Below are 18,757 nucleotides of genomic sequence, written 5' to 3'. Positions count from 1 at the left end.
ATCTTGGCCAATAAACTCGCCCCGCAGGGTCTTTACCCATCAAACAAATCGCTCGGCGGTTTTGGCGCAGCCATGCCCAAATGCGTCCATGCCTTTTGCGCCAACATGCGGCCACGCGGGGTGCGTTGGATCAGTCCCTGTTGCAACAGATACGGCTCGATGACCTCCTCCAACGCATCACGGGACTCACTCAAAGCCGCCGACATGGTCTCAATTCCCACAGGCCCGCCCTGATAATTCTCAGCGATCAACGTCAGGTACCGCCGGTCCGCAGAGTCCAGACCCAGATGATCCACCCCAAGCCGCGTCAACGCGCTGTCAGCAATGGCATGGGTCACTGTTCCATCGCCCTCAACAATCGCGAAATCGACCACGCGGCGCAGCAATCGGCCCGCAATACGCGGCGTGCCACGGGCACGTTTGGCGATCTCTTGTGCACCGTCCGGTGTCGCGGGCGCACCCATCAAACGCGCACCGCGCGTGACGATCTTGTGTAGTTCCTCAACCGTGTAAAACTCCAACCGCGTCGGGATACCGAACCGATCGCGCAATGGCGTCGTCAGCAGGCCCATGCGCGTCGTCGCTCCAATCAACGTGAACGGCTGCAATTCGATCCGCACCGTGCGCGCCGCTGGCCCCACACCAATCACCAAATCCAGTTCAAAATCCTCCAGTGCAGGATATAGGACTTCTTCCACCGCCGGATTGAGCCGATGAATTTCATCGATAAACAATACGTCCTGCGCTTCCAGATTGGTCAGGATCGCCGCAAGGTCCCCCGCCTTGGCAAGAACAGGCCCCGACGTCATGCGAAACCCAACACCTAATTCGCGTGCCATGATCTGCGCCAGCGTGGTTTTGCCAAGGCCCGGCGGCCCATGAAACAACGTGTGGTCCATCGCTTCACCGCGCCGCTTGGCAGATTCAATAAACACCGCCAAATTCGCCCGCGCTTCTGCCTGTCCAACGAACTCGGACAACATCTGTGGACGCAACGCGCGGTCGCCTTCACGGGCAACGTCTTCGGATTGGCGTTCGGGTTGCAGCGATGGATCCTCAGGCTCAGTCATCGCTTACCCCTTCGGTGCCAGCAATTTCAGCGCGGCACGGATCAGCACCGCTGTATCCGCCCCGTCATTTTCGACCGCCGCTTGCGCCACGGCACCAGCGGCATCTGACGGGCCATATCCAAGATTGCTCAACGCGGACAGTGCTTCGGATTGTGCGGCGCCGTTGCCCGCAGCAGGGCCATCATATCGGTCGACCAAGGCATCCGCATCGGCGTCGGTCTCTGCGTCAGCAGATACTGACGCCACCCCGCCCGCCGCAGACGCAGCCCCAGCTGCCGTTCCCGCCATGGCCATGACGCTATGCGCCTTATCCTTCAAATCCAGAATGACTTTCTTGGCCGTCTTTGGCCCGACGCCCTTTGCCGTGGCCACGGTTGCCCAGTCACCCATGGCAATCGACCGACTGACGCCATCTGCGCCCAGCGTGCCCAAAATCGCCAAGGATGCCTTCGCGCCGATGCCTTGCACCGACATCAACAAACGGTGCCATTCCTTTTCAACCAACGTGGTGAACCCGAACAATTGAAGCAGGTCCTCGCGCACCAGCAGGTCGGTATAAAGCGCCACCGCCTCCCCGACACGCGGCAGCGTTGCCATGACACGGTCGCTGACAAACACAATATATCCCACACCTTTGACATCGATCAGCACATGATCGGTGGCGCGGTATTCCAGCCGTCCTGCGATGCGCCCGATCATGCCACGTTCTCCTTGCGCGCCGCTGGCACGACTCTCTCTCTGGCCGACGCTGACTGCAAATGATGCGCATGGCAAATCGCAATCGCCAATGCATCCGCGCTGTCCGGCCCTGACAACATCACGCCGGGCAGCTGTAGTTTCACCATATGTGCGATCTGCGCCTTATCTGCGTGACCAACCCCGACAACGGCCTTCTTAATTGCGTTCGGGGCATATTCCCCAACCTCCAACCCGGCGCGCGCTGGTACCAGCATCGCGATACCGCGCGCTTGGCCCAGTTTCAGCGTTGCCGCACCGTTGGAATTCACAAATGTCTGTTCCACTGCGGCGGCGTCTGGCGCAAATTCTGCAATAACCGCTTCGAGCTGATCATGCAGCGCCAACAACCGCACCGCCAGGTCGCCCTTGCCCGACTTGCACACGCCGTTGGCCACGTGGCTCAGCCGTGATCCGTTTACCACAATCACGCCCCAACCCGTGTTCACCAGTCCTGGATCTATGCCCAATACCCGCATAACTGCCCTCTTTTTTTATTCATTAACCAACCGCTTAGCACAAAAGGCGAACACCCGCCAATCCCTCATCTTCATATGGGCCACAGGGGCATCACAGAACCGTCATATTCAAAGTCTGAAAACGTCATTCCGATCCACGCCTGCGACAATTACTCATGTTATTTTACAGCTTTATTACAACCTATTAACCCAAATCTCTGTCATGCAGAATGCGCATATCACCCTTGCTCAAATGGCACTGGTACGGCGCAGATAGACGACCTACCTGCCAATTGTCAGAAGACAGACAGAAACCGCGCCAGCCCACACTAATCAGGAGATTACATCATGGCCGCCATCGACTTCCGCACCGCAACCGTCAAATCCGGTTTTTCATTCGTTTCCATTATCGCCTCATTGGTGTCTTGGAATGACGCGCGCATGACGCGCAATTCGCTCAGCAAACTGACCACACGTGAGCTGGACGACATCGGCCTTGTACGTGGCGACATCGAAGCCATCGCAACCGGCACATTGATCCGCTAATTTTGCCAATCGGCGAAATGAACAGGTTAAACCTGTCACCACGGACCCAAACCCCAGAGGCCGCACCTCATTTCTGAGCGCGGCCTTTTTCGTGTTCCTGAGGAAGAAACGGAAATCGATGCGCCCTAGCGCTGGAAAAAATACTACGTCAGGTATCCGCCAAGCACAACTGTCACAGGTTCTTCTTGCATGATGACCGCGCCCGCCTGTTCAACCATGCTACCAATCCGAAGCGCATCGATCTTCAGCGCATAATTGCCCGCACCCATCTGCGCAAACAACAACGCTTTGAATGCTATAAACAAGGCGACGATAATCAGCGTGCCTTTGATCGGAAAACGTGGCCGCACAAGCCGCGGGCCTGAGCGGATCAGGCCATCACTGCCCACACGGTACACAACACCATTGCGGCGCGTGCGCGTTCGGTTGCGTACAATCTTGTTCAGGCGCTTATCCAAAGAAGCACTAATCGTCATGGGGCAGCCTAACGTTTAATTTCGGCCCCCACCGCACATCTCTGATTTCCCGTCCAAATCGGGCGAAAATGTGGCAAATCCTTAAAATTCAAATAAAAACCGGCTCGAATGCTGTTTTTCTAAGTTCCCTGCCGCAGGGTTAACGTGGTCCACTCAACAATCTCGTCACGATGTACCAGATTAAACCCGGATCGGGCATAAACCGCGATAATTTCGTCGGCTTGTTCGTTCAACAGTCCAGATAGAATCGCGAATCCGCCTGTTTTGGCGTTTTTTGCCATGTCGGGTGCAAGCATGACCAGCGGCCCCTTAAGGATGTTTGCGAATATCAGATCAAATGGGGCCGCGCCCGCCAGCGCTGGATCATCGAAACCGGCCGCCGTAACACACACCACCGCATCGCCCATGCCGTTTGCCGCCATATTTACAACAGCCACCCCAACGGCCACCGGATCAATATCGCTCGCAATCACGTTTGCATCCGTGGTCTTGGCTGCAGCCATCGCCAGCACCGCTGTGCCGCACCCGACATCGGCCACGTCTGCGAAACCGTGACCGTTGGTGAGCAGGCGATCAAACGCCCGCAGACAGCCCAGCGTCGTGCCATGGTGCCCAGTGCCAAACGCCATCGCCGCGTCGATCAGCAGGCCGACGCGACCCTCTGGCAGCGCATCGGCGTCATGTGATCCGTAAACAAAAAACCGCCCCGCCTCTACGGGCGGTAATTCACGTTTTACATGGGCGACCCAGTCGGTTTCCGGCAACTCGCTGATAACAAACGGCTTGGCCCCGAATGTCGCGGCCAGCAATGCGAGCGACACACCGTCAGGTGCGTCCACGAAATAACCGCCAACCTCCCACAAGCCGCTGTTGTCTTCGACTTCAAACACCCCGACGCCGGTCGGTGCAGGTTGCATGCCCTCCATCGCGCCGCTCATGACGTCAGCGGAGGATTTGCCCATCATCGTAGTAAATGCTGTGAATGTGGTCATGGTCTACTCCGCAGGATGTGGCGCACGCAGGCGTACAAAAACTGTCTCATTGCCATCTACCGGATGGCGCGGGATCATCAGCGCCAGCACGAGCGATACAACCGCCATGCCGGCTGCTGCCAGAAAAACCAGTTGCGGCGACGTCAGCCACAAATACCCCAGACCCGCCGGTAAAAACACCGCCGCAATATGGTTGATCGTGAATGCGACCGCCGCTGTGGGCGCAATGTCGCTCGGGTCGGCGATCTTCTGGAAATAGGTCTTCAGCGCCAGCGCGAGGCTAAAGAAAATGTGGTTGAAAATATAAAGCGCCGACGCTAAAACCACCCCCCAGCCAAAGAAATACAGACCGCCATACAGGAAAAAGATCACCGCCAACCCGACATATTCAAACACCAGCGCGCGGCGTTCGCCAAAAACCGCGACCGCTTTACCGACCAGCGGCGCGGACACCATATTGGCCATAAGGGTTATCAAGAACAGCGACGTAACCTCGTGCACCGCAAAGCCGAACTTCTCGACCATCATGAACCCCGCGAAAACCACGAAAATCTGGCGCCGCGCACCGGACATGAATTGCAGCGCGTAATAAAGCCAATAGCGTTTGCGCAGCACGAATTGTTTGCGCTGTGGGTTGGGGGCTTCAAATTGCGGATATGCAAACAGGCAGAACAGACCGATCAGCGCCGTGATCCCGCCCGACAGCCAATAAACGATGGAATACGACAGATCGAACGCCTCCCATGTCAGCACGATCAGCACATAGGCCAGAAACGTAGCACCCGATCCGGCGGCGATGATCCAACCCAATGTCTGCGGCGCGCGGGCCTTGTCGATCCATTGAAGCTGCAAAGACTGATTGACCGTTTCATAGTAATGAAAGCCAATCGAACTCAGCATCGTAATCGATAAAATCCCACCGATGGACGGAAATTGCGCCGTCAGCGCGGTCGCAACGCCAAGCATAACCAAGGCCACAAGCCCCAAGACCTGTTCGCGAAACAGCATCAACAGCACGATCACCCCAACTGCGAAAAATCCCGGAATTTCACGCACTGTGTGCAGCCAGCCGATGTCCGAGCCATCAAAATCTGCGACCTCGATCACGAAGTTATTCAACAGCGCCGACCATGTCGAAAACGCAATCGGCATCGCCGCCGCCATCAAGAACAACAGCGTCACGGGTCGGCGCCAAAAAGGCAGGCTTTGCGCGTCTGAAAGGGGGATGGTTTTCATCTCATAGCCTCTACGCCCGCCTCTGCGGATTGTCGAACCCACAAATGCACGTCAAATCGCGTCTAATAAAAGCTTTGGGGATCAATATCGATTGCCATGCGCAATTCGCCCCGCAGCTTGAACTGCGCCGCCCACGCCACCAATGCCTGTTGCAGGGGCGCGGATTTTTCCGCCTTCACCAACAACCGCACACGATGCCGCCCGCGTATCCGCGCAATCGGCGCAGGTGCGGGGCCGTAAACCTGCGCGCCAATTTTGCGCAGCGGGCCATCCATGCGGGCCATTTGCGTGCCCAGATCAAACACCTCTTGCACGTTGGGCGAACTCAACACGATCCCCGCCATACGTCCATAGGGCGGCACGCCGGCCGCGCGACGCTCGCCTGCTTCGGCAGCCCAAAACGCCTCCTCATCACCACCTAGAATGGCGCGAATAACGGGATGTTCGGGTTGGAATGTCTGCAACACCGCCTCACCCGCAATATCGGCGCGCCCTGCACGCCCCGCGACCTGACGCATCAGTTGGAACGTGCGTTCGGCGGCGCGTAAATCCGACCCTTGCAGGCCAAGGTCCGCATCAATCACCCCGACAAGCGTCAGTTTCGGGAAATTATGCCCCTTGGCGACCAATTGCGTGCCTACGATCACATCCGCCTCACCCCGCGCGATTGCTTGAATATGTTCCTTCAGTGCGCGCGCGGTCCCGTACAAATCCGAACTCAACACCGCAACCCGCGCATCTGGAAACAGCGCTTGCGCTTCTTCAGCCATGCGTTCAACGCCGGGGCCAACAGGGGCCAGCTTATCCACTGCCTCGCAAGACGGGCACACTGTCGGCATCGGTTTGGTTTCGCCGCATTGATGGCACATCAAGCGTTTCAAGAACCGGTGTTCCACCATCGTCGCATCGCAATCGTCACAGCCGATCTGATGCCCGCACGCCCGACAAATTGTAACCGGCGCATAACCACGACGGTTCAAAAACAGCAACGATTGCTCGCCCTTCTCCAGCCTGTTTTCAACCATTTTCTGCAACGTCGGGGACACCCAGCGACCGCCCGGCAAATCCTCAATTCGCATATCAATCGCGGACATTTTCGGCAGGACAGCAGCGCCGTATCGCGACGCCAACGTCACCCGCGCATATTTGCCAGCCTCAACGTTTGCCCACGATTCCAATGACGGCGTGGCGCTTGCCAACACCACCTGTGCCGCGTTCAGTGATGCGCGCAACACCGTCATGTCACGGGCATTATACAGCACACCGTCTTCTTGTTTGTAGGATGTGTCATGTTCTTCGTCGACGACGATCAGCCCCAGATTGCGGTACGGCAAAAACAACGCCGATCGCGCCCCGACGATCAGTTGCGCATCGCCCTGCCCGACCATGCGCCAGCAACGCCGCCGTTCGGTCATCGTCACGCCGCTGTGCCATTCAGCAGGCTTGCATCCAAACCGCGCTTCGACCCGTGTGAGGAATTCCGCCGTCAGCGCAATCTCGGGCAACAAAACCAAGGCTTGGCGCCCTGCGCGCAGGCATTCCGCGACGGCCTCAAGATACACCTCAGTTTTGCCCGATCCGGTGACGCCCTTCAGCAACGTGGTGCCATAGGTGCCCGACCGCACAGCCTCGCTCAATATCTTTGCACCAACCGCCTGATCGCTCGTTAATTGCTTGCCGCCATGGTCGGGGTCAAGGCGCGGGTATGGCACATCACGCGGCGCGTCTTCTTCGCTGACAGCACCCAGTTTGACCAAGCCTTTGACGACGGATGTCGTGACGCCAGCAGACTCCGCGATTTCTTTGAGCGTGAACGCCAAACCGCCGTAATCGCGCAGCACGCCCAGCACCTTAGCGCGCGCATCAGTCATGCGCGTCGGTTCATCCGACCCCAGCCGATAAACTTTGCGCATCGACGGCGCGTCCCCCAATCCTGGTGCGCGGGTCGCAAGACGCAACATCGCGTTCATCGGTGTCAGCGTATAATCGGCGGCTTTGATCAGAAATTTCCGCATCTCATCGGCCATCGGCGCAACGTCCAGCACACGGATCACACTGCGCACTTTTTTGTAGTCAAAGTCGCCCTTGCCCGCGCCCCAAACCACGCCCAGCACCTTGCGCGGGCCCAATGGCACCTCAACAAATGCGCCCAAATGGCAGCCACCTTCCGGGGCTTTGTAATCCAGCATACGGTCAATCGGCTGCGCGGTCTGCACGCCCACCAAATCACCTTCGTGGAAAAACGCCTGATCCATTAGGCGGCTTTGCGCAGCGTCGCCGTCAGCACAGCCATTGCAATCAAATCACCCACGCCAAACGCCAATGCCACACGGCGACCTTGGGTCAGTGCATAGGTCAAAACCAACACATCCCTAGGGCCCGGAACGATGACCAAAGCCACCGTCGCTGCGACGAATGTCATCCAAAGTGAAACGTCCATGCGGGGGAATCTCCTGAGAGCGGGGTTGCAGGCGCTATTAGACACCTGCGCTGGAACACACACAACCGCCCCTTCCAGTGCAGCCCACTTTACGCTATGCCAGCGCTGAACCCCGTTAGCCCTAACATCAGCCCCCCAAACCTCAGCAGGAGCAAAAACCATGAAATTCTTCGTAGACACCGCAGACATCGCCGCCATCAAAGAACTTAACGACCTTGGCATGGTGGACGGCGTCACCACAAACCCGTCGATTATTGCCAAATCGGGGTTGAACATCCTCGAAGTCACGAAAGAAATTTGTGACCTTGTCGATGGTCCTGTTTCCGCCGAAGTTGTCGCCACAGACGCCGAGCAGATGATCGCCGAAGGCCGCAAGCTGGCCAAAATCGCCGACAACATCGCCGTGAAAGTGCCGCTGACTTGGGATGGCCTGAAGGCCTGCAAAGTGCTGTCGGAAGAGGGGAATATGGTCAACGTGACGCTGTGTTTCTCTGCCAATCAAGCGCTGTTGGCTGCCAAGGCGGGGGCTACATTCATCTCACCATTCATTGGCCGCCTCGATGACATCAACATCGACGGGCTGGAACTGATCGAAGACATCCGCCTGATCTATGACAACTACGGCTTTGAGACGCAGATTTTGGCCGCGTCCATCCGCAACGCCAACCATATGTCCGAATGTGCGAAAATCGGTGCGGACGTCTGCACCGCACCGCCGAATGTTATCAAAGCCATGGCGAACCATGTGTTGACGGACAACGGGTTGGCTGCATTTCTTGCAGACGCCAAGAAGGCGAACATCAAGATCGTCTAGTTTTGCGCGTGCCGCGGGCGGGGGCCCAGCGGGTTGAAGTTTGCTGCGCAAAATTCAACCCGCTGGGCAAAGATTGGTATTTTTGAACCAAAGAAGCAGGGTCACGTTCACATCAATGTCGCCCTGCAACACTTTGTATCGGGGATAAATAATCCTAGCCGGATCACACCTGCGTCTGCTAAACTCTGTTTCAACCAATGAGATGAGATGAGTATGAGCAGCGATCCACTTCTGAACGCCCGCATTTTGAACGATGACGTTCGTTCTAGAATTATGTCTGATCCAGCCGCTTTGCTGGAAGATAAGGACATTATGCGCGCCCTTGTCGCCGCGAATGAGAAAACCAGGGGCGGTAATATTGTCGATCTGCGCGGCATCGCGATGGAACGGCTTGAGTCGCGCCTTGACCGCCTTGAAGACACGCATCGCAATGTGATTGCCGCAGCGTATGAAAATCTTGCCGGAACGAATCAGATCAACCGCGCAATTTTGCGGATGATGGATGCGACCCAGTTTGAACCGTTCCTGCGCGATCTGCGTGGTGAAGTATCTGACATCTTGCGCGTCGATGCGGTGCGCTTGGTGCTGGAATCAGCCATACCGGACGCCGACCCTGCAATCTCGCGGCTTGGCGATGTGCTGTCGGTTACCGAACCGGGCTTTGTGCACGACTACATCACCCATGGCCGCGCCGCCCCTGCGCGACAGGTCACGCTGCGCCAGGTCCGCACTGACGACACAGCGCTTTTTGGCGACAAGGCAGATTATATCCGCTCTGAGGCGTGCATGAAGCTTGACCTTGGTGAAGGGCGCCTTCCGGGTATGTTGATTTTCGGGGCCGAAGACCCGCACCAGTTCACACCGCAACAGGGCACTGATTTGCTGACGTTCTTTGCGGGCGTTTTTGAACGGGTCATGCGGCGCTGGTTAAGCTGATGGGTCGCGGTTGATGATCTCACCTGCTATGTCATCCGCGTTGGGCGACTGGCTGGATCATAAACGTGCGCTGAACGGGGCGGCCAGCAACACCATCACGGCCTATCAGACCGACCTTTTGGGGTTCCTGAATTTCATGACCTCCTATTACAGCGGCGCGCAGGGTTTGGGGCCGATTTCACGCATCACTGTCAGTGATATGCGGGCATGGATGGCGTCAGAACGCAGCCGCGGTGTTGCTGCGCGATCCTTGGCGCGCAGCCTGTCGGCGGTGAAATCGTTCTACCGTTGGCTGGCGGATCGCGAAGGATTTGAACCCACCGCCGTGTTGTCGACCCGTTCGCCCAAATTCCAAAAGAAACTGCCACGCCCACTGGCTGTCGATGCGGCCCGCGCCATGATCGACACCGTGCAATTGCAAGCGGGTGAGCCGTGGATCGCCGCGCGCGATATGGCCGTTGTCACGCTGCTTTACGGCTGCGGCTTGCGGATATCTGAGGCGCTAGGCCTAATCCCCGCCGACGTGCCCCTGCCCGCGACACTGCGCATCATCGGTAAAGGTGGCAAAGAGCGCCTTGTGCCGGTGATCCCCGCTGCGCGTACCGCCGTAAATGCCTATCTGGAAGCCTGCCCGCACCCGATGGACGCGGATCAGCCGATCTTTCGCGGTAGCCGCGGTGGTCCGCTGTATCCACGCGCCATCCAGATCGTCATGGCAAACGCGCGCATGCAACTTGGCCTGCCCGCCACGGCGACACCACATGCCATGCGCCACAGCTTTGCGACCCATCTGCTGAATGCCGGTGGTGATCTGCGATCCATCCAAGAACTGCTTGGCCATGCCTCTCTGTCCACCACCCAAGCCTACACCGCCGTTGATACCGCGCGTCTAATGAAGGTCTATGATGCGGCGCACCCTCGGGCCCATCCGCGCGCCGCTAGACAATCACCGACGATCCCTGACTTGCCCTAGCCTCCCCATTCGGTCATGACATCCAAATGAATGCACAAGCCAAAGCCCTTTGCGTCCACTTTCTGACCGCCACAGGCGCAGTTTTTGCGATGCTTGCCATGCTCGAAGCGATCCAGAAAGACTGGCCATCGATGTTTGTCTGGCTCATCGTCGCCTTTGCCGTTGACGGGATCGACGGCCCGCTGGCACGCCATTACAACGTCAAACGATACGCGCCACAGTTCGACGGTGTGTTGCTTGACCTGATCATCGACTACCTCACGTATGTGTTCATCCCCGCCTACGCACTTTACGCATCCGGCCTGATGGATGGCTGGTCCGGCTGGGCGGCCATCATTGTGATCACCTTTGGATCAGCGCTGTATTTCTGCGATACGCGCATGAAAACAAACGATAATTCCTTCTCCGGCTTTCCGGGATGTTGGAACATGCTGATCTTGGTGTTGTTCGCATTGTCACCGCCGTGGTGGGCCTGCCTTGCCCTTGTGGCGGTTCTCGCAGTGGCGATGTTCCTACCGATCAAGTTTGTGCACCCTGTGCGCACGGACCGCTGGCGCGCGATATCTCTCCCCATGGCATTGGCATGGACCGTCTTTGCAGGCTTCGCCGCTTGGGAAAGTTTCGATCCCGCGCCCAGCGTCTTTTGGGGCTTGATGATCACGTCGATCTATCTGCTCGGCGCTGGCGCTGTGCAGCAGGTGCTACACGGACAAGACGGGTAAAGCCGCTAAATCAGAAAGCCACCGGCACGTTCATGGCGCAGCAACGCAACTTTTGTTTCCACGCCACCTTTGCCGGAAAACCCTGTCAGACCTTTGGCCCCCATCACGCGGTGGCACGGAATAATCACCGGCACAGGATTGCCGCCACAGGCTGATCCAACGGCTTGCGCTGATTGGTCCAGTGCTTTTGCGATATCGCCATAGGTCACGGTCTCACCAAACGCAATTGCAGACATCTGACGGCACACCGCACGCTGAAAGTCCGATCCACTGACGCGCACTGGCAGATCAAACACCTCCAACGCGCCAGCGTCATAGGCCCGCAACTGCCGCGCGGCCTCGCGCAGCAGCGGCGTTTGATCCACGCCAGCGCCGTCCCACGCAACACGCACAATCGCGCCGTCTTCTTCATAAACGGTCAAGGGGCCAAATTGCGTCAGAACGGTGAGGCTGGACATACCCCGCCCTCACCAATTCTGAGCGTCATAGCAATCCGAATCCTGCGCCTTTAGCCCAGCGCAGTTTCGCAGCGCGCACAAACGCCGGAATGGCTGTGCGTTCCAACGTCTGGCAGGGTTTTCCAACAGCGTTCGCATTTGCTGCCGTCAGCCATGGCAAACACCACGCCAACGCCCGCCGTATCATCCAGGGCAAACGCACCGTCCGGTGCCGCCCCCTCAACAATTGTGATCTGGCTGGTAATGCACAGGTCCGCGAACGTGTCAGGGTTGCTGATAATCGCCGCCAGTTCGCGTGACAAATACACCGTTGGGGCGGCTTCCAATGACGACCCGATGACTTTGGCCGTGCGCTGTTCTTCCAGCGCACCTGTCACCACACGACGCACCGCGCGCACAGTTTCAGACCGCGCCGCCAGCGCATCATCACGCCAACCACTTGGTGTGTCTGGAAAATCAACCAAATGCACAGATGTGTCCGCGCCATTGCGCTCCAACCAAACCTCTTCCATCGTGAATGTCAGGATCGGGGCCAGCCATGTCGTCAGACGCGCATACAAATGATCGAGCACGGTCAGCGCCGCGCGGCGACGATCCGTATCACCATCACAGTAAAGCGCATCCTTGCGGATATCGAAATAGAACGCCGACAGATCCAGCGTGGCAAAATCAAAAATCGCACGGAACACACCTTGGAAATCGTACTTCGCATAACCTTTGCGCACGACCCCATCCAGCACGGCCAATTTATGCAAAATCAACTGCTCAAGCTCCGGCATATCGTCGCGTTCAACGGCCTTAGACGCATCGAAATCACCAAGTGATCCAAGCATATAGCGCACCGTGTTGCGCAAACGGCGATAACTATCCGCGACCCCTTTCAGGATCTCATCCCCGATGCGCTGATCATTGGTGAAATCAACCTGCGCCACCCAAAGCCGTAAAATATCCGCGCCATATTGTTGCACGATCTTTTCGGGCACGATGGTGTTGCCAATGGATTTGGACATCTTCATGCCCTTCTCATCCAGCGTGAACCCATGGGTCAATACACCGCGATAGGGCGCGCGGCCAATGGTGCCACAGCCCTGCAACATCGATGAATGGAACCAACCGCGATGCTGGTCGGTGCCTTCCAGATACAGATCCGCCAAACCGTCCTCGGACCCATCGGCGCGGTCGCGCAGCGTGAACGCATGGGTCGATCCGCTGTCAAACCAAACGTCCAGAATATCCATGACCTGATCGTAGTCATCATGGTTGTGATCATCGCCAAGGAACCGCGCCTTCGCACCGTCCTTGTACCACGCATCCGCGCCCTCAACCTCAAACGCCGCCAAAACCCGCGCGTTGACTGCTGAATCACGCAATAGATAATCGTCGTCCGTTGGCTGCCCGCCCGTCTTGGTGAAACAGGTCAACGGAACACCCCACGCGCGCTGGCGTGACAGCACCCAATCGGGCCGCGCCTCGATCATCGCATACAAACGATTGCGCCCCTTTTGCGGCGTCCACGTCACCAATTCATCGATTGATCGTAACGCGCGTTCGCGAATGGAAGTGCCATAGGTGTCCTGCCCATCGCCAACGGCCTTATCGACGGCCGCAAACCACTGCGGCGTGTTGCGATAGATGATCGGTGCCTTGGACCGCCAAGAATGCGGGTAACTGTGCTTGATCTTGCCACGCGCCAACAGCCCACCCACTTCGGCCAGTTTGGCCATGACAGCGGCATTAGCATCGCCCTCCCAATCGCCCTTCTTGGCTTTCTCGCGCAGAATGCGTTTGCCACCAAAGAACGGCAGATCTTCGCGGAAACTGCCGTCGTCCATCACGTTATAGGTGATGACCTGCTGCAACATCCCAAGATCACGATACAGCTCGAATTCCTCCATGCCGTGGGACGGCGCGCAATGCACAAACCCAGTGCCTTCGTCGTCGGTCACAAAATCAGCGGCACGGAAATCCCGCAGGTCGTCCCATTCGCCGTTTGATCCTTCGGCACCCGCCAATGGATGGCGCAACGACAGCCCCTCAAACTCGGATGTTTCGACGCCGCGCACACGGTGCCACATGGTGTCGTCAAGGCGCGCTTTGGCCATCACATCCGCCACCGATTTATCGGCAAGGATGAATTTCTCTCCCACGGTTACCCACGACTCCTCCGGCGTGGCGATAATCTCATAAAGCCCGTATTCATAGCCCGCGCCGTACACGACCGCCTTGTTGGACGGAATCGTCCACGGTGTCGTCGTCCAGATCACAACCTTCGCATCGCGTAAATCTTCTGCGATCTCGAACAGTGTATCTGCGAAATCCGTCACCTCGTCCAACATCGCCAGCGCCTCACCGCCGTCGTCCGGCACGACTTTGAACTTCACCCAAACCGTAAAGCTATTCTTGTCATGGTATTCGACCTCGGCCTCGGCCAGCGCGGTTTCTTCAACCGGCGACCACATCACCGGCTTGGACCCCTGATACAGCGTGCCGTTCATCAGGAACTTCTGAAACTCCTCCGTGATCACCTTTTCAGCGTGGAAATCCATCGTCAGATACGGCGTGTCCCAGTTGCCAGTGATGCCCAGCCGCTTGAACTCTTCACGTTGGATATCAACCCAACCTTTGGCAAATTCACGACATTCCTGCCGGAACTCGACAACATCGACTGCGTCCTTATCAAGACCCTTCTCGCGATATTTCTCCTCGATCTTCCACTCAATCGGCAGCCCGTGGCAATCCCAACCGGGGATATAACGCGCGTCTTTGCCCATCATCTGCTGGGATCGTACAACCATGTCTTTCAGGATTTTGTTCAGCGCGTGACCGATATGCAAATGCCCGTTCGCGTAGGGCGGTCCGTCATGCAGCGTAAACGGCGCGCGCACCTCAGACTCACTATTTTCGCCCGTCCGGGCGAGGGCGGCTTTCTCGCGCAGCTTGCCATAAACGTCCATCTCCGCCCAGCGCGCCAACCATTCGGGTTCGCGTTTGGGCAGGCCCGCCCGCATCGGAAAATCGGTCTTTGGCAGGTTCAGCGTGGACTTATAATCGGGTGTATCGGCTTTATCGGCGCACATGTGAGGCGTCCTTCGGGTCAGTCATTTCGGGAATTTTTTCAAGAACTTTGAATGGCTCGGTGCGAATCAAACAGACACCTTTAATCCGGCGCCTGTGGGGTCACAGCGCCGGCGATATAATTCGAATAATTTGGATCACGCAGGGTGTCATATGCGGCTTATAAGCACGCCAGCCGCTGCGGTAAAGTCCGCCATTGATCGCGCCGCCCCCTGCTTCATCGATGCGCCTTTATGCATCTCCATGCATACGCCCAGTGCACAGGCGGTGTACGCTGTGTGCCACATGATTTCGGGGACTTTAAGACCATGCGCATCGCCATTATCGGGGCCGGAATAGGCGGGATGGCAGCGGCCAGTTTGCTCGCAAATCAGGGCCATGAGATCACGGCTTTCGATCAGTTTGACGCCCCGAAACCTGTCGGGGCCGGTCTCGTCATCCAGCCCGTGGGTCAACAGGTTTTGGCTGATTATTTACCTTCTAACGCCTCGATACGCGCCAACAGACTCGCGTTCTCTTCGCGGGCTTTTTGCGCCATCGTGCGCACAGCCTCAAACTCCTCGCGGGTGACAAAATCACGATCCGCCAACCAGCGGTCCACCATCGACGACATCGCGGTCTGCGCTTCGTCTTTGGCACCTTGGGCGACGCCCATAGCGTTGGTCATCAGTTGTGAAATGTCGTCAAAGACCTTGTTGCGGCTCTGCATCGTAAATCTCCTATCTACTATTACTCATAATATGGGCACCCTTGCGCCTATAACAACCCCGTCAGCGTGGTTGACATCGACGCCCCCTGCGTCAAAACAGAACCCATGTTGGCAGTCATTCCTTTCCCCGATATCTCACCGGTGATTTTCGCAATCACGCTCTTTGGTTTCACATTTGCACTGCGTTGGTACGCTTTGGCGTATATTGTTGGTATCATCATCGGCTGGTGGATCGCGGTGCAAGCCAGTAAGCGCATCACGCTTTGGACCGATCACACCCCTCCCTTAACCCGCGACCAGATCGAAGACCTGCTCACGTGGGTCATTATCGGTGTTATTGCAGGTGGTCGGTTTGGCTATGTGCTGTTTTATGGCAATGGGCAGTTCGCTGATGACCCGCTTTCTGTCTTCCGGATCTGGGACGGCGGCATGTCATTTCACGGTGGATTCATTGGTGTTTGCGTCGCCGTTATCGCCTGTTCGCGCCGCTACGGTGCGGCCTTGGGCGATGTGGCCAATATCCTCGCGCTGACCGCGACACCTGCAATTTTCCTCGTTCGGCTTGCGAATTTCATCAACGCAGAACTTTGGGGCCGCGCCACCGACCTGCCTTGGGGCATCAAGTTCCCATCCATGTGCCAAGATACGTCGCTACAGCTTTGCACGACCGTTGGCGAATGGTTTTACCATGGCGATGAACCCACACGTCATCCAAGCCAGCTTTATGAAGCTGGGCTTGAGGGGCTGCTGCTCGGCGCGATCATCCTGTTTCTGGCATTCCGGCGCGACTGGTTGAAACGCAAATGGTCGCTTGTTGCTGTCTTCTTGCTTGGCTACGGATTGTCTCGCTTTGCGGTAGAATTTGTGCGCCAACCGGACGCGCAGTTTATCAGCGCCGACAATGCTATCGGCTGGGCCTACGATTTTGGCGCATGGGGCTTGACCCAAGGCCAAGCACTGTCGATCCCGATGATCCTTGGCGGCCTGATCGTCATCCTCCTCACCCGTCGCGGAAAAAAATCGCGCCGTGACGCCAATGACCAAGCTTAATGACCTGATTGCTGCGCGCATTGCAGCAACAGGGCCAATCACACTGGCCGACTATATGGCCGACGCTTTGATGCATCCCAAATACGGCTACTACGCCACCCGCGATCCACTGGGTGCGGCGGGCGATTTCACCACCGCGCCTGAGATTTCACAGATGTTTGGGGAACTCATAGGGCTGTCACTTGCGCAGGCCTGGATCGATCAAGGTCATCCCAGCGCCTTTGCACTTGTTGAACTCGGCCCCGGTCGCGGCACCTTGATGTCCGATATTCTGCGCGCCACGACATCGGTGTCGGGCTTTGCCGACGCCGCGCAAGTCCACCTGGTCGAAACCTCCCCCACACTGCGCCACGAACAGGCGACGCGCCTCAACGCCCGACAATCTAAAGTAACTTGGCACGACGACATCGGCACGCTGCCCGACCTGCCCCTCTACCTTGTGGCCAATGAATTCTTTGACGCGCTCCCAATCCGACAGTTTCACCGTGCCGCACTTGCAGACAGGTTTGCAGATGGGGCTGTCTGGCGCGAAGTGCAGTTCGGCCTTCAAAACGATACTTTGGTTGCTGGCCTGTCCGCCGCCGCACCGATTGCATTTCTCGATCATCGCATACATGACACCAACGTTGGCGACGTTGTCGAACATTGCCCTGCTTTGGCGGCCATTACAGAAGACATCGCCAACCGCATCGCCACGCACGGTGGCGTCGCGCTGATCATTGATTATGGTGACTGGCGTTCGCTTGGCGACACGCTGCAAGCGCTGCAAAACCACGCGGCCGCCGATCCCTTCGCCCACCCCGGCGAAACAGACATCACCGCGCATGTCGATTTCGAAGCCATCGCCATGGCCACAACATCGACAAACGGCGGCGCGAAATACACCCGCCTCACCACCCAAGGTGTGTTTCTTGAACGCCTCGGCATCACAAAACGCGCCCAAACCCTCGCGGCGACCCTAAGCGGCGACGCGCTTGAAACCCACATCGCCGCACACCGCCGCTTGACGCACCCGTCAGAAATGGGTTCGCTGTTCAAAGTACTGGGATTGTACCCCACCAACGCTCCGCCTCCTGCAGGACTGGAACCATGACGCTCGAAATCATAACGTCCTACAGCCTTGCGCCCTTGCGCCACGGGTTTTTCACCCGACGCGGCGGTGCGTCTTCTGGCGTGTTCAGAGGGTTGAATTGCGGCACCGGAAGTTCTGATCAACATGACGTCGTCACGATCAATCGCACCCGTGTCGCTGACGCCATGGGCCTTCCGCTGGATGCGTTGATGGGCGTCCACCAAATCCATTCGGCAGATGTCATCACCCTCACGCAGCTAACCGCCGACCGCCCCAAGGCCGACGCGCTTGTCACCGCGACCCGCGGCATCGCACTGTCGGTTCTGGCCGCTGATTGCCAGCCAGTGCTGTTTGCCGACCACCACGCGGGCGTCATTGGTGCAGCACACGCCGGTTGGAAAGGCGCGCTTGGTGGTGTCCTTGAAGCGACGCTTGACGCCATGGAAGCCTTGGGGGCGACCCGCACCAACACCCACGTCGTCATCGGCCCGTCCATCAGCCAGACCGCCTACGAGGTTGGACCAGAGTTCTTTGAAGACTTCATCGCCCAAGATCCCGACTTCGCCCGCTTCTTTGCAAACGGTAAAAACGGCAAATACCAATTCGACTTGCAAGCCTTGGGTCTACATCGCCTGCGGCAAGCTGGCGTCGGATCGGCGCAATGGACGCGCCACTGCACCTACGCCGACCCCGATCGATTCTACAGCTACCGCCGCGCGACCCATCATAAAGAAGCCGACTACGGTCGCCTGATCGCCGCGATCACCTTGGGGCCAGCAGACTAATCTAGACAACAATGCGGCAAAACCTGCCACACCTTCGCCAAACTCAAGACGAAACAATCTGCCCCAAATAGGGCGGACTGTTTACGAATACCCAAAAATATCCTTATTTGGTTGGGCGCAGCAACCGCGCGACATCCGCAACAGGCTGCGCCACATTTCCTGCGCCATATCCTGCAATTTTTCTTAAAATAATCGCAAACAGCCCAACTC

General features: G+C 57.6%; 19 protein-coding genes and 1 pseudogene. 9 read left to right on the top strand and 11 right to left on the bottom strand.

The window, feature by feature from the left end; genetic code table 11:
* Positions 1-32: 32 nt before the first annotated feature.
* Genes ruvB through ruvC form a run of 3 tightly spaced genes read right to left on the bottom strand, consistent with a single transcriptional unit; the run spans position 33 to position 2,284 of the window.
* Complete coding sequence (gene ruvB, locus OAN307_RS04465) at positions 33-1,070, bottom strand: Holliday junction branch migration DNA helicase RuvB (RefSeq protein ID WP_015498649.1); 1,038 nt, start codon at positions 1,068-1,070, stop codon at positions 33-35.
* A gap of 3 nt (positions 1,071-1,073) precedes the next feature.
* Positions 1,074-1,769, bottom strand: a complete 696-nt coding sequence (gene ruvA / locus OAN307_RS04460; protein ID WP_015498648.1) for a Holliday junction branch migration protein RuvA — start codon at positions 1,767-1,769, stop codon at positions 1,074-1,076.
* Positions 1,766-2,284 (bottom strand): crossover junction endodeoxyribonuclease RuvC, encoded by a 519-nt coding sequence (ruvC, locus tag OAN307_RS04455; RefSeq protein WP_015498647.1) that lies wholly within the window; start codon positions 2,282-2,284, stop codon positions 1,766-1,768. The genes ruvA and ruvC overlap by 4 nt, the downstream gene beginning before the upstream one ends.
* A gap of 327 nt (positions 2,285-2,611) precedes the next feature.
* On the opposite strand from ruvC, the gene OAN307_RS04450 reads away from it, so the two are divergent.
* Positions 2,612-2,809: a DUF1127 domain-containing protein gene (locus OAN307_RS04450; RefSeq protein ID WP_015498646.1), complete on the top strand. Its 198-nt coding sequence runs from the start codon at positions 2,612-2,614 to the stop codon at positions 2,807-2,809.
* A 143-nt stretch (positions 2,810-2,952) separates the two neighbouring features.
* Here the strand turns inward: OAN307_RS04450 and OAN307_RS04445 are convergent, their stop codons facing one another.
* The 5 genes from OAN307_RS04445 to OAN307_RS04425 all read right to left on the bottom strand — a co-directional run bounded on the left by OAN307_RS04445 (position 2,953) and on the right by OAN307_RS04425 (position 7,953).
* The gene (locus OAN307_RS04445) at positions 2,953-3,285 is read right to left on the bottom strand and encodes a hypothetical protein (RefSeq protein WP_015498645.1); all 333 of its coding nucleotides are present in this window, start codon (positions 3,283-3,285) and stop codon (positions 2,953-2,955) included.
* A 119-nt stretch (positions 3,286-3,404) separates the two neighbouring features.
* Positions 3,405-4,277, bottom strand: coding sequence for a 50S ribosomal protein L11 methyltransferase (locus tag OAN307_RS04440; RefSeq protein ID WP_015498644.1), 873 nt, complete (start codon positions 4,275-4,277; stop codon positions 3,405-3,407).
* Between the two features lie 3 nt (positions 4,278-4,280).
* Positions 4,281-5,513 carry an MFS transporter gene (locus OAN307_RS04435; protein WP_015498643.1) on the bottom strand — a complete coding sequence of 411 codons (1,233 nt, stop codon included), beginning with the start codon at positions 5,511-5,513 and terminating at the stop codon, positions 4,281-4,283.
* Between the two features lie 62 nt (positions 5,514-5,575).
* On the bottom strand, positions 5,576-7,768 hold the full coding sequence (locus OAN307_RS04430) for a primosomal protein N' (protein WP_015498642.1): 2,193 nt from the start codon (positions 7,766-7,768) through the stop codon (positions 5,576-5,578).
* Positions 7,768-7,953 (bottom strand): hypothetical protein, encoded by a 186-nt coding sequence (locus tag OAN307_RS04425; protein ID WP_044043203.1) that lies wholly within the window; start codon positions 7,951-7,953, stop codon positions 7,768-7,770. Before OAN307_RS04425 ends, OAN307_RS04430 begins: the two co-directional genes overlap by 1 nt.
* Before the next feature lie 160 nt (positions 7,954-8,113).
* On the opposite strand from OAN307_RS04425, the gene fsa reads away from it, so the two are divergent.
* The 4 genes from fsa (at position 8,114) to OAN307_RS04405 (ending at position 11,398) form a co-directional block, all read left to right on the top strand.
* Positions 8,114-8,767, top strand: coding sequence for a fructose-6-phosphate aldolase (fsa, locus tag OAN307_RS04420; RefSeq protein WP_015498640.1), 654 nt, complete (start codon positions 8,114-8,116; stop codon positions 8,765-8,767).
* A gap of 213 nt (positions 8,768-8,980) precedes the next feature.
* A complete protein-coding gene (locus OAN307_RS04415; RefSeq protein WP_015498639.1) occupies positions 8,981-9,703 on the top strand; it encodes a DUF484 family protein in 723 nt (240 codons plus the stop codon).
* A 13-nt stretch (positions 9,704-9,716) separates the two neighbouring features.
* Positions 9,717-10,676 carry a tyrosine recombinase XerC gene (locus OAN307_RS04410; RefSeq protein ID WP_015498638.1) on the top strand — a complete coding sequence of 320 codons (960 nt, stop codon included), beginning with the start codon at positions 9,717-9,719 and terminating at the stop codon, positions 10,674-10,676.
* 26 nt (positions 10,677-10,702) lie between these two features.
* Positions 10,703-11,398, top strand: a complete 696-nt coding sequence (locus OAN307_RS04405; RefSeq protein ID WP_015498637.1) for a CDP-alcohol phosphatidyltransferase family protein — start codon at positions 10,703-10,705, stop codon at positions 11,396-11,398.
* A gap of 5 nt (positions 11,399-11,403) precedes the next feature.
* Here OAN307_RS04405 and OAN307_RS04400 read toward each other — a convergent pair whose 3' ends face one another.
* Both OAN307_RS04400 and ileS read right to left on the bottom strand, forming a co-directional pair.
* Positions 11,404-11,856: a methylated-DNA--[protein]-cysteine S-methyltransferase gene (locus OAN307_RS04400; RefSeq protein WP_015498636.1), complete on the bottom strand. Its 453-nt coding sequence runs from the start codon at positions 11,854-11,856 to the stop codon at positions 11,404-11,406.
* Between the two features lie 50 nt (positions 11,857-11,906).
* A complete protein-coding gene (ileS, locus tag OAN307_RS04395; protein WP_015498635.1) occupies positions 11,907-14,933 on the bottom strand; it encodes an isoleucine--tRNA ligase in 3,027 nt (1,008 codons plus the stop codon).
* 231 nt (positions 14,934-15,164) lie between these two features.
* Between ileS and OAN307_RS31130 the strand changes: the two are divergent.
* A pseudogene (locus OAN307_RS31130) lies at positions 15,165-15,296 on the top strand (hypothetical protein); the annotation flags it as partial.
* 104 nt (positions 15,297-15,400) lie between these two features.
* On the opposite strand, the gene OAN307_RS04385 reads toward OAN307_RS31130, so the two are convergent.
* Entirely contained in the window at positions 15,401-15,640 is a 240-nt protein-coding gene (locus OAN307_RS04385) for an accessory factor UbiK family protein (protein WP_044043202.1), read from the bottom strand.
* Between the two features lie 105 nt (positions 15,641-15,745).
* On the opposite strand from OAN307_RS04385, the gene lgt reads away from it, so the two are divergent.
* Genes lgt through pgeF form a run of 3 tightly spaced genes read left to right on the top strand, consistent with a single transcriptional unit; the run spans position 15,746 to position 18,547 of the window.
* Positions 15,746-16,690 (top strand): prolipoprotein diacylglyceryl transferase, encoded by a 945-nt coding sequence (lgt, locus tag OAN307_RS04380; protein ID WP_015498633.1) that lies wholly within the window; start codon positions 15,746-15,748, stop codon positions 16,688-16,690.
* Positions 16,677-17,783 carry a class I SAM-dependent methyltransferase gene (locus OAN307_RS04375; RefSeq protein ID WP_015498632.1) on the top strand — a complete coding sequence of 369 codons (1,107 nt, stop codon included), beginning with the start codon at positions 16,677-16,679 and terminating at the stop codon, positions 17,781-17,783. The genes lgt and OAN307_RS04375 overlap by 14 nt, the downstream gene beginning before the upstream one ends.
* A complete protein-coding gene (gene pgeF / locus OAN307_RS04370; protein WP_015498631.1) occupies positions 17,780-18,547 on the top strand; it encodes a peptidoglycan editing factor PgeF in 768 nt (255 codons plus the stop codon). The genes OAN307_RS04375 and pgeF overlap by 4 nt, the downstream gene beginning before the upstream one ends.
* Positions 18,548-18,757: the final 210 nt, after the last annotated feature.

The organism is Octadecabacter antarcticus 307 (genome assembly GCF_000155675.2).
GTDB classification, from domain to species: Bacteria; Pseudomonadota; Alphaproteobacteria; order Rhodobacterales; family Rhodobacteraceae; genus Octadecabacter; species Octadecabacter antarcticus.
Note: the sequence above shows the minus strand (reverse complement) of the source record. Positions and strands in the feature narration are given on the sequence as shown.

Excerpts from the sequence above, each read along its gene's own strand:
- OAN307_RS04435 (WP_015498643.1), bottom strand. The coding sequence starts at position 5,513 with ATGAAAACCATCCCCCTTTCAGACGCGCAAAGCCTGCCTTTTTGGCGC.
- OAN307_RS04450 (WP_015498646.1), top strand. The coding sequence starts at position 2,612 with ATGGCCGCCATCGACTTCCGCACCGCAACCGTCAAATCCGGTTTTTCA.
- lgt (WP_015498633.1), top strand. The coding sequence starts at position 15,746 with ATGTTGGCAGTCATTCCTTTCCCCGATATCTCACCGGTGATTTTCGCA.
- OAN307_RS04400 (WP_015498636.1), bottom strand. The coding sequence starts at position 11,856 with ATGTCCAGCCTCACCGTTCTGACGCAATTTGGCCCCTTGACCGTTTAT.
- OAN307_RS04430 (WP_015498642.1), bottom strand. The coding sequence starts at position 7,768 with ATGGATCAGGCGTTTTTCCACGAAGGTGATTTGGTGGGCGTGCAGACC.
- OAN307_RS04440 (WP_015498644.1), bottom strand. The coding sequence starts at position 4,277 with ATGACCACATTCACAGCATTTACTACGATGATGGGCAAATCCTCCGCT.
- OAN307_RS04410 (WP_015498638.1), top strand. The coding sequence starts at position 9,717 with ATGATCTCACCTGCTATGTCATCCGCGTTGGGCGACTGGCTGGATCAT.
- ileS (WP_015498635.1), bottom strand. The coding sequence starts at position 14,933 with ATGTGCGCCGATAAAGCCGATACACCCGATTATAAGTCCACGCTGAAC.
- OAN307_RS04405 (WP_015498637.1), top strand. The coding sequence starts at position 10,703 with ATGAATGCACAAGCCAAAGCCCTTTGCGTCCACTTTCTGACCGCCACA.
- pgeF (WP_015498631.1), top strand. The coding sequence starts at position 17,780 with ATGACGCTCGAAATCATAACGTCCTACAGCCTTGCGCCCTTGCGCCAC.
- OAN307_RS04415 (WP_015498639.1), top strand. The coding sequence starts at position 8,981 with ATGAGCAGCGATCCACTTCTGAACGCCCGCATTTTGAACGATGACGTT.
- ruvA (WP_015498648.1), bottom strand. The coding sequence starts at position 1,769 with ATGATCGGGCGCATCGCAGGACGGCTGGAATACCGCGCCACCGATCAT.
- OAN307_RS04445 (WP_015498645.1), bottom strand. The coding sequence starts at position 3,285 with ATGACGATTAGTGCTTCTTTGGATAAGCGCCTGAACAAGATTGTACGC.
- OAN307_RS04425 (WP_044043203.1), bottom strand. The coding sequence starts at position 7,953 with ATGGACGTTTCACTTTGGATGACATTCGTCGCAGCGACGGTGGCTTTG.
- OAN307_RS04385 (WP_044043202.1), bottom strand. The coding sequence starts at position 15,640 with ATGCAGAGCCGCAACAAGGTCTTTGACGACATTTCACAACTGATGACC.
- fsa (WP_015498640.1), top strand. The coding sequence starts at position 8,114 with ATGAAATTCTTCGTAGACACCGCAGACATCGCCGCCATCAAAGAACTT.
- OAN307_RS04375 (WP_015498632.1), top strand. The coding sequence starts at position 16,677 with ATGACCAAGCTTAATGACCTGATTGCTGCGCGCATTGCAGCAACAGGG.
- ruvB (WP_015498649.1), bottom strand. The coding sequence starts at position 1,070 with ATGACTGAGCCTGAGGATCCATCGCTGCAACCCGAACGCCAATCCGAA.
- ruvC (WP_015498647.1), bottom strand. The coding sequence starts at position 2,284 with ATGCGGGTATTGGGCATAGATCCAGGACTGGTGAACACGGGTTGGGGC.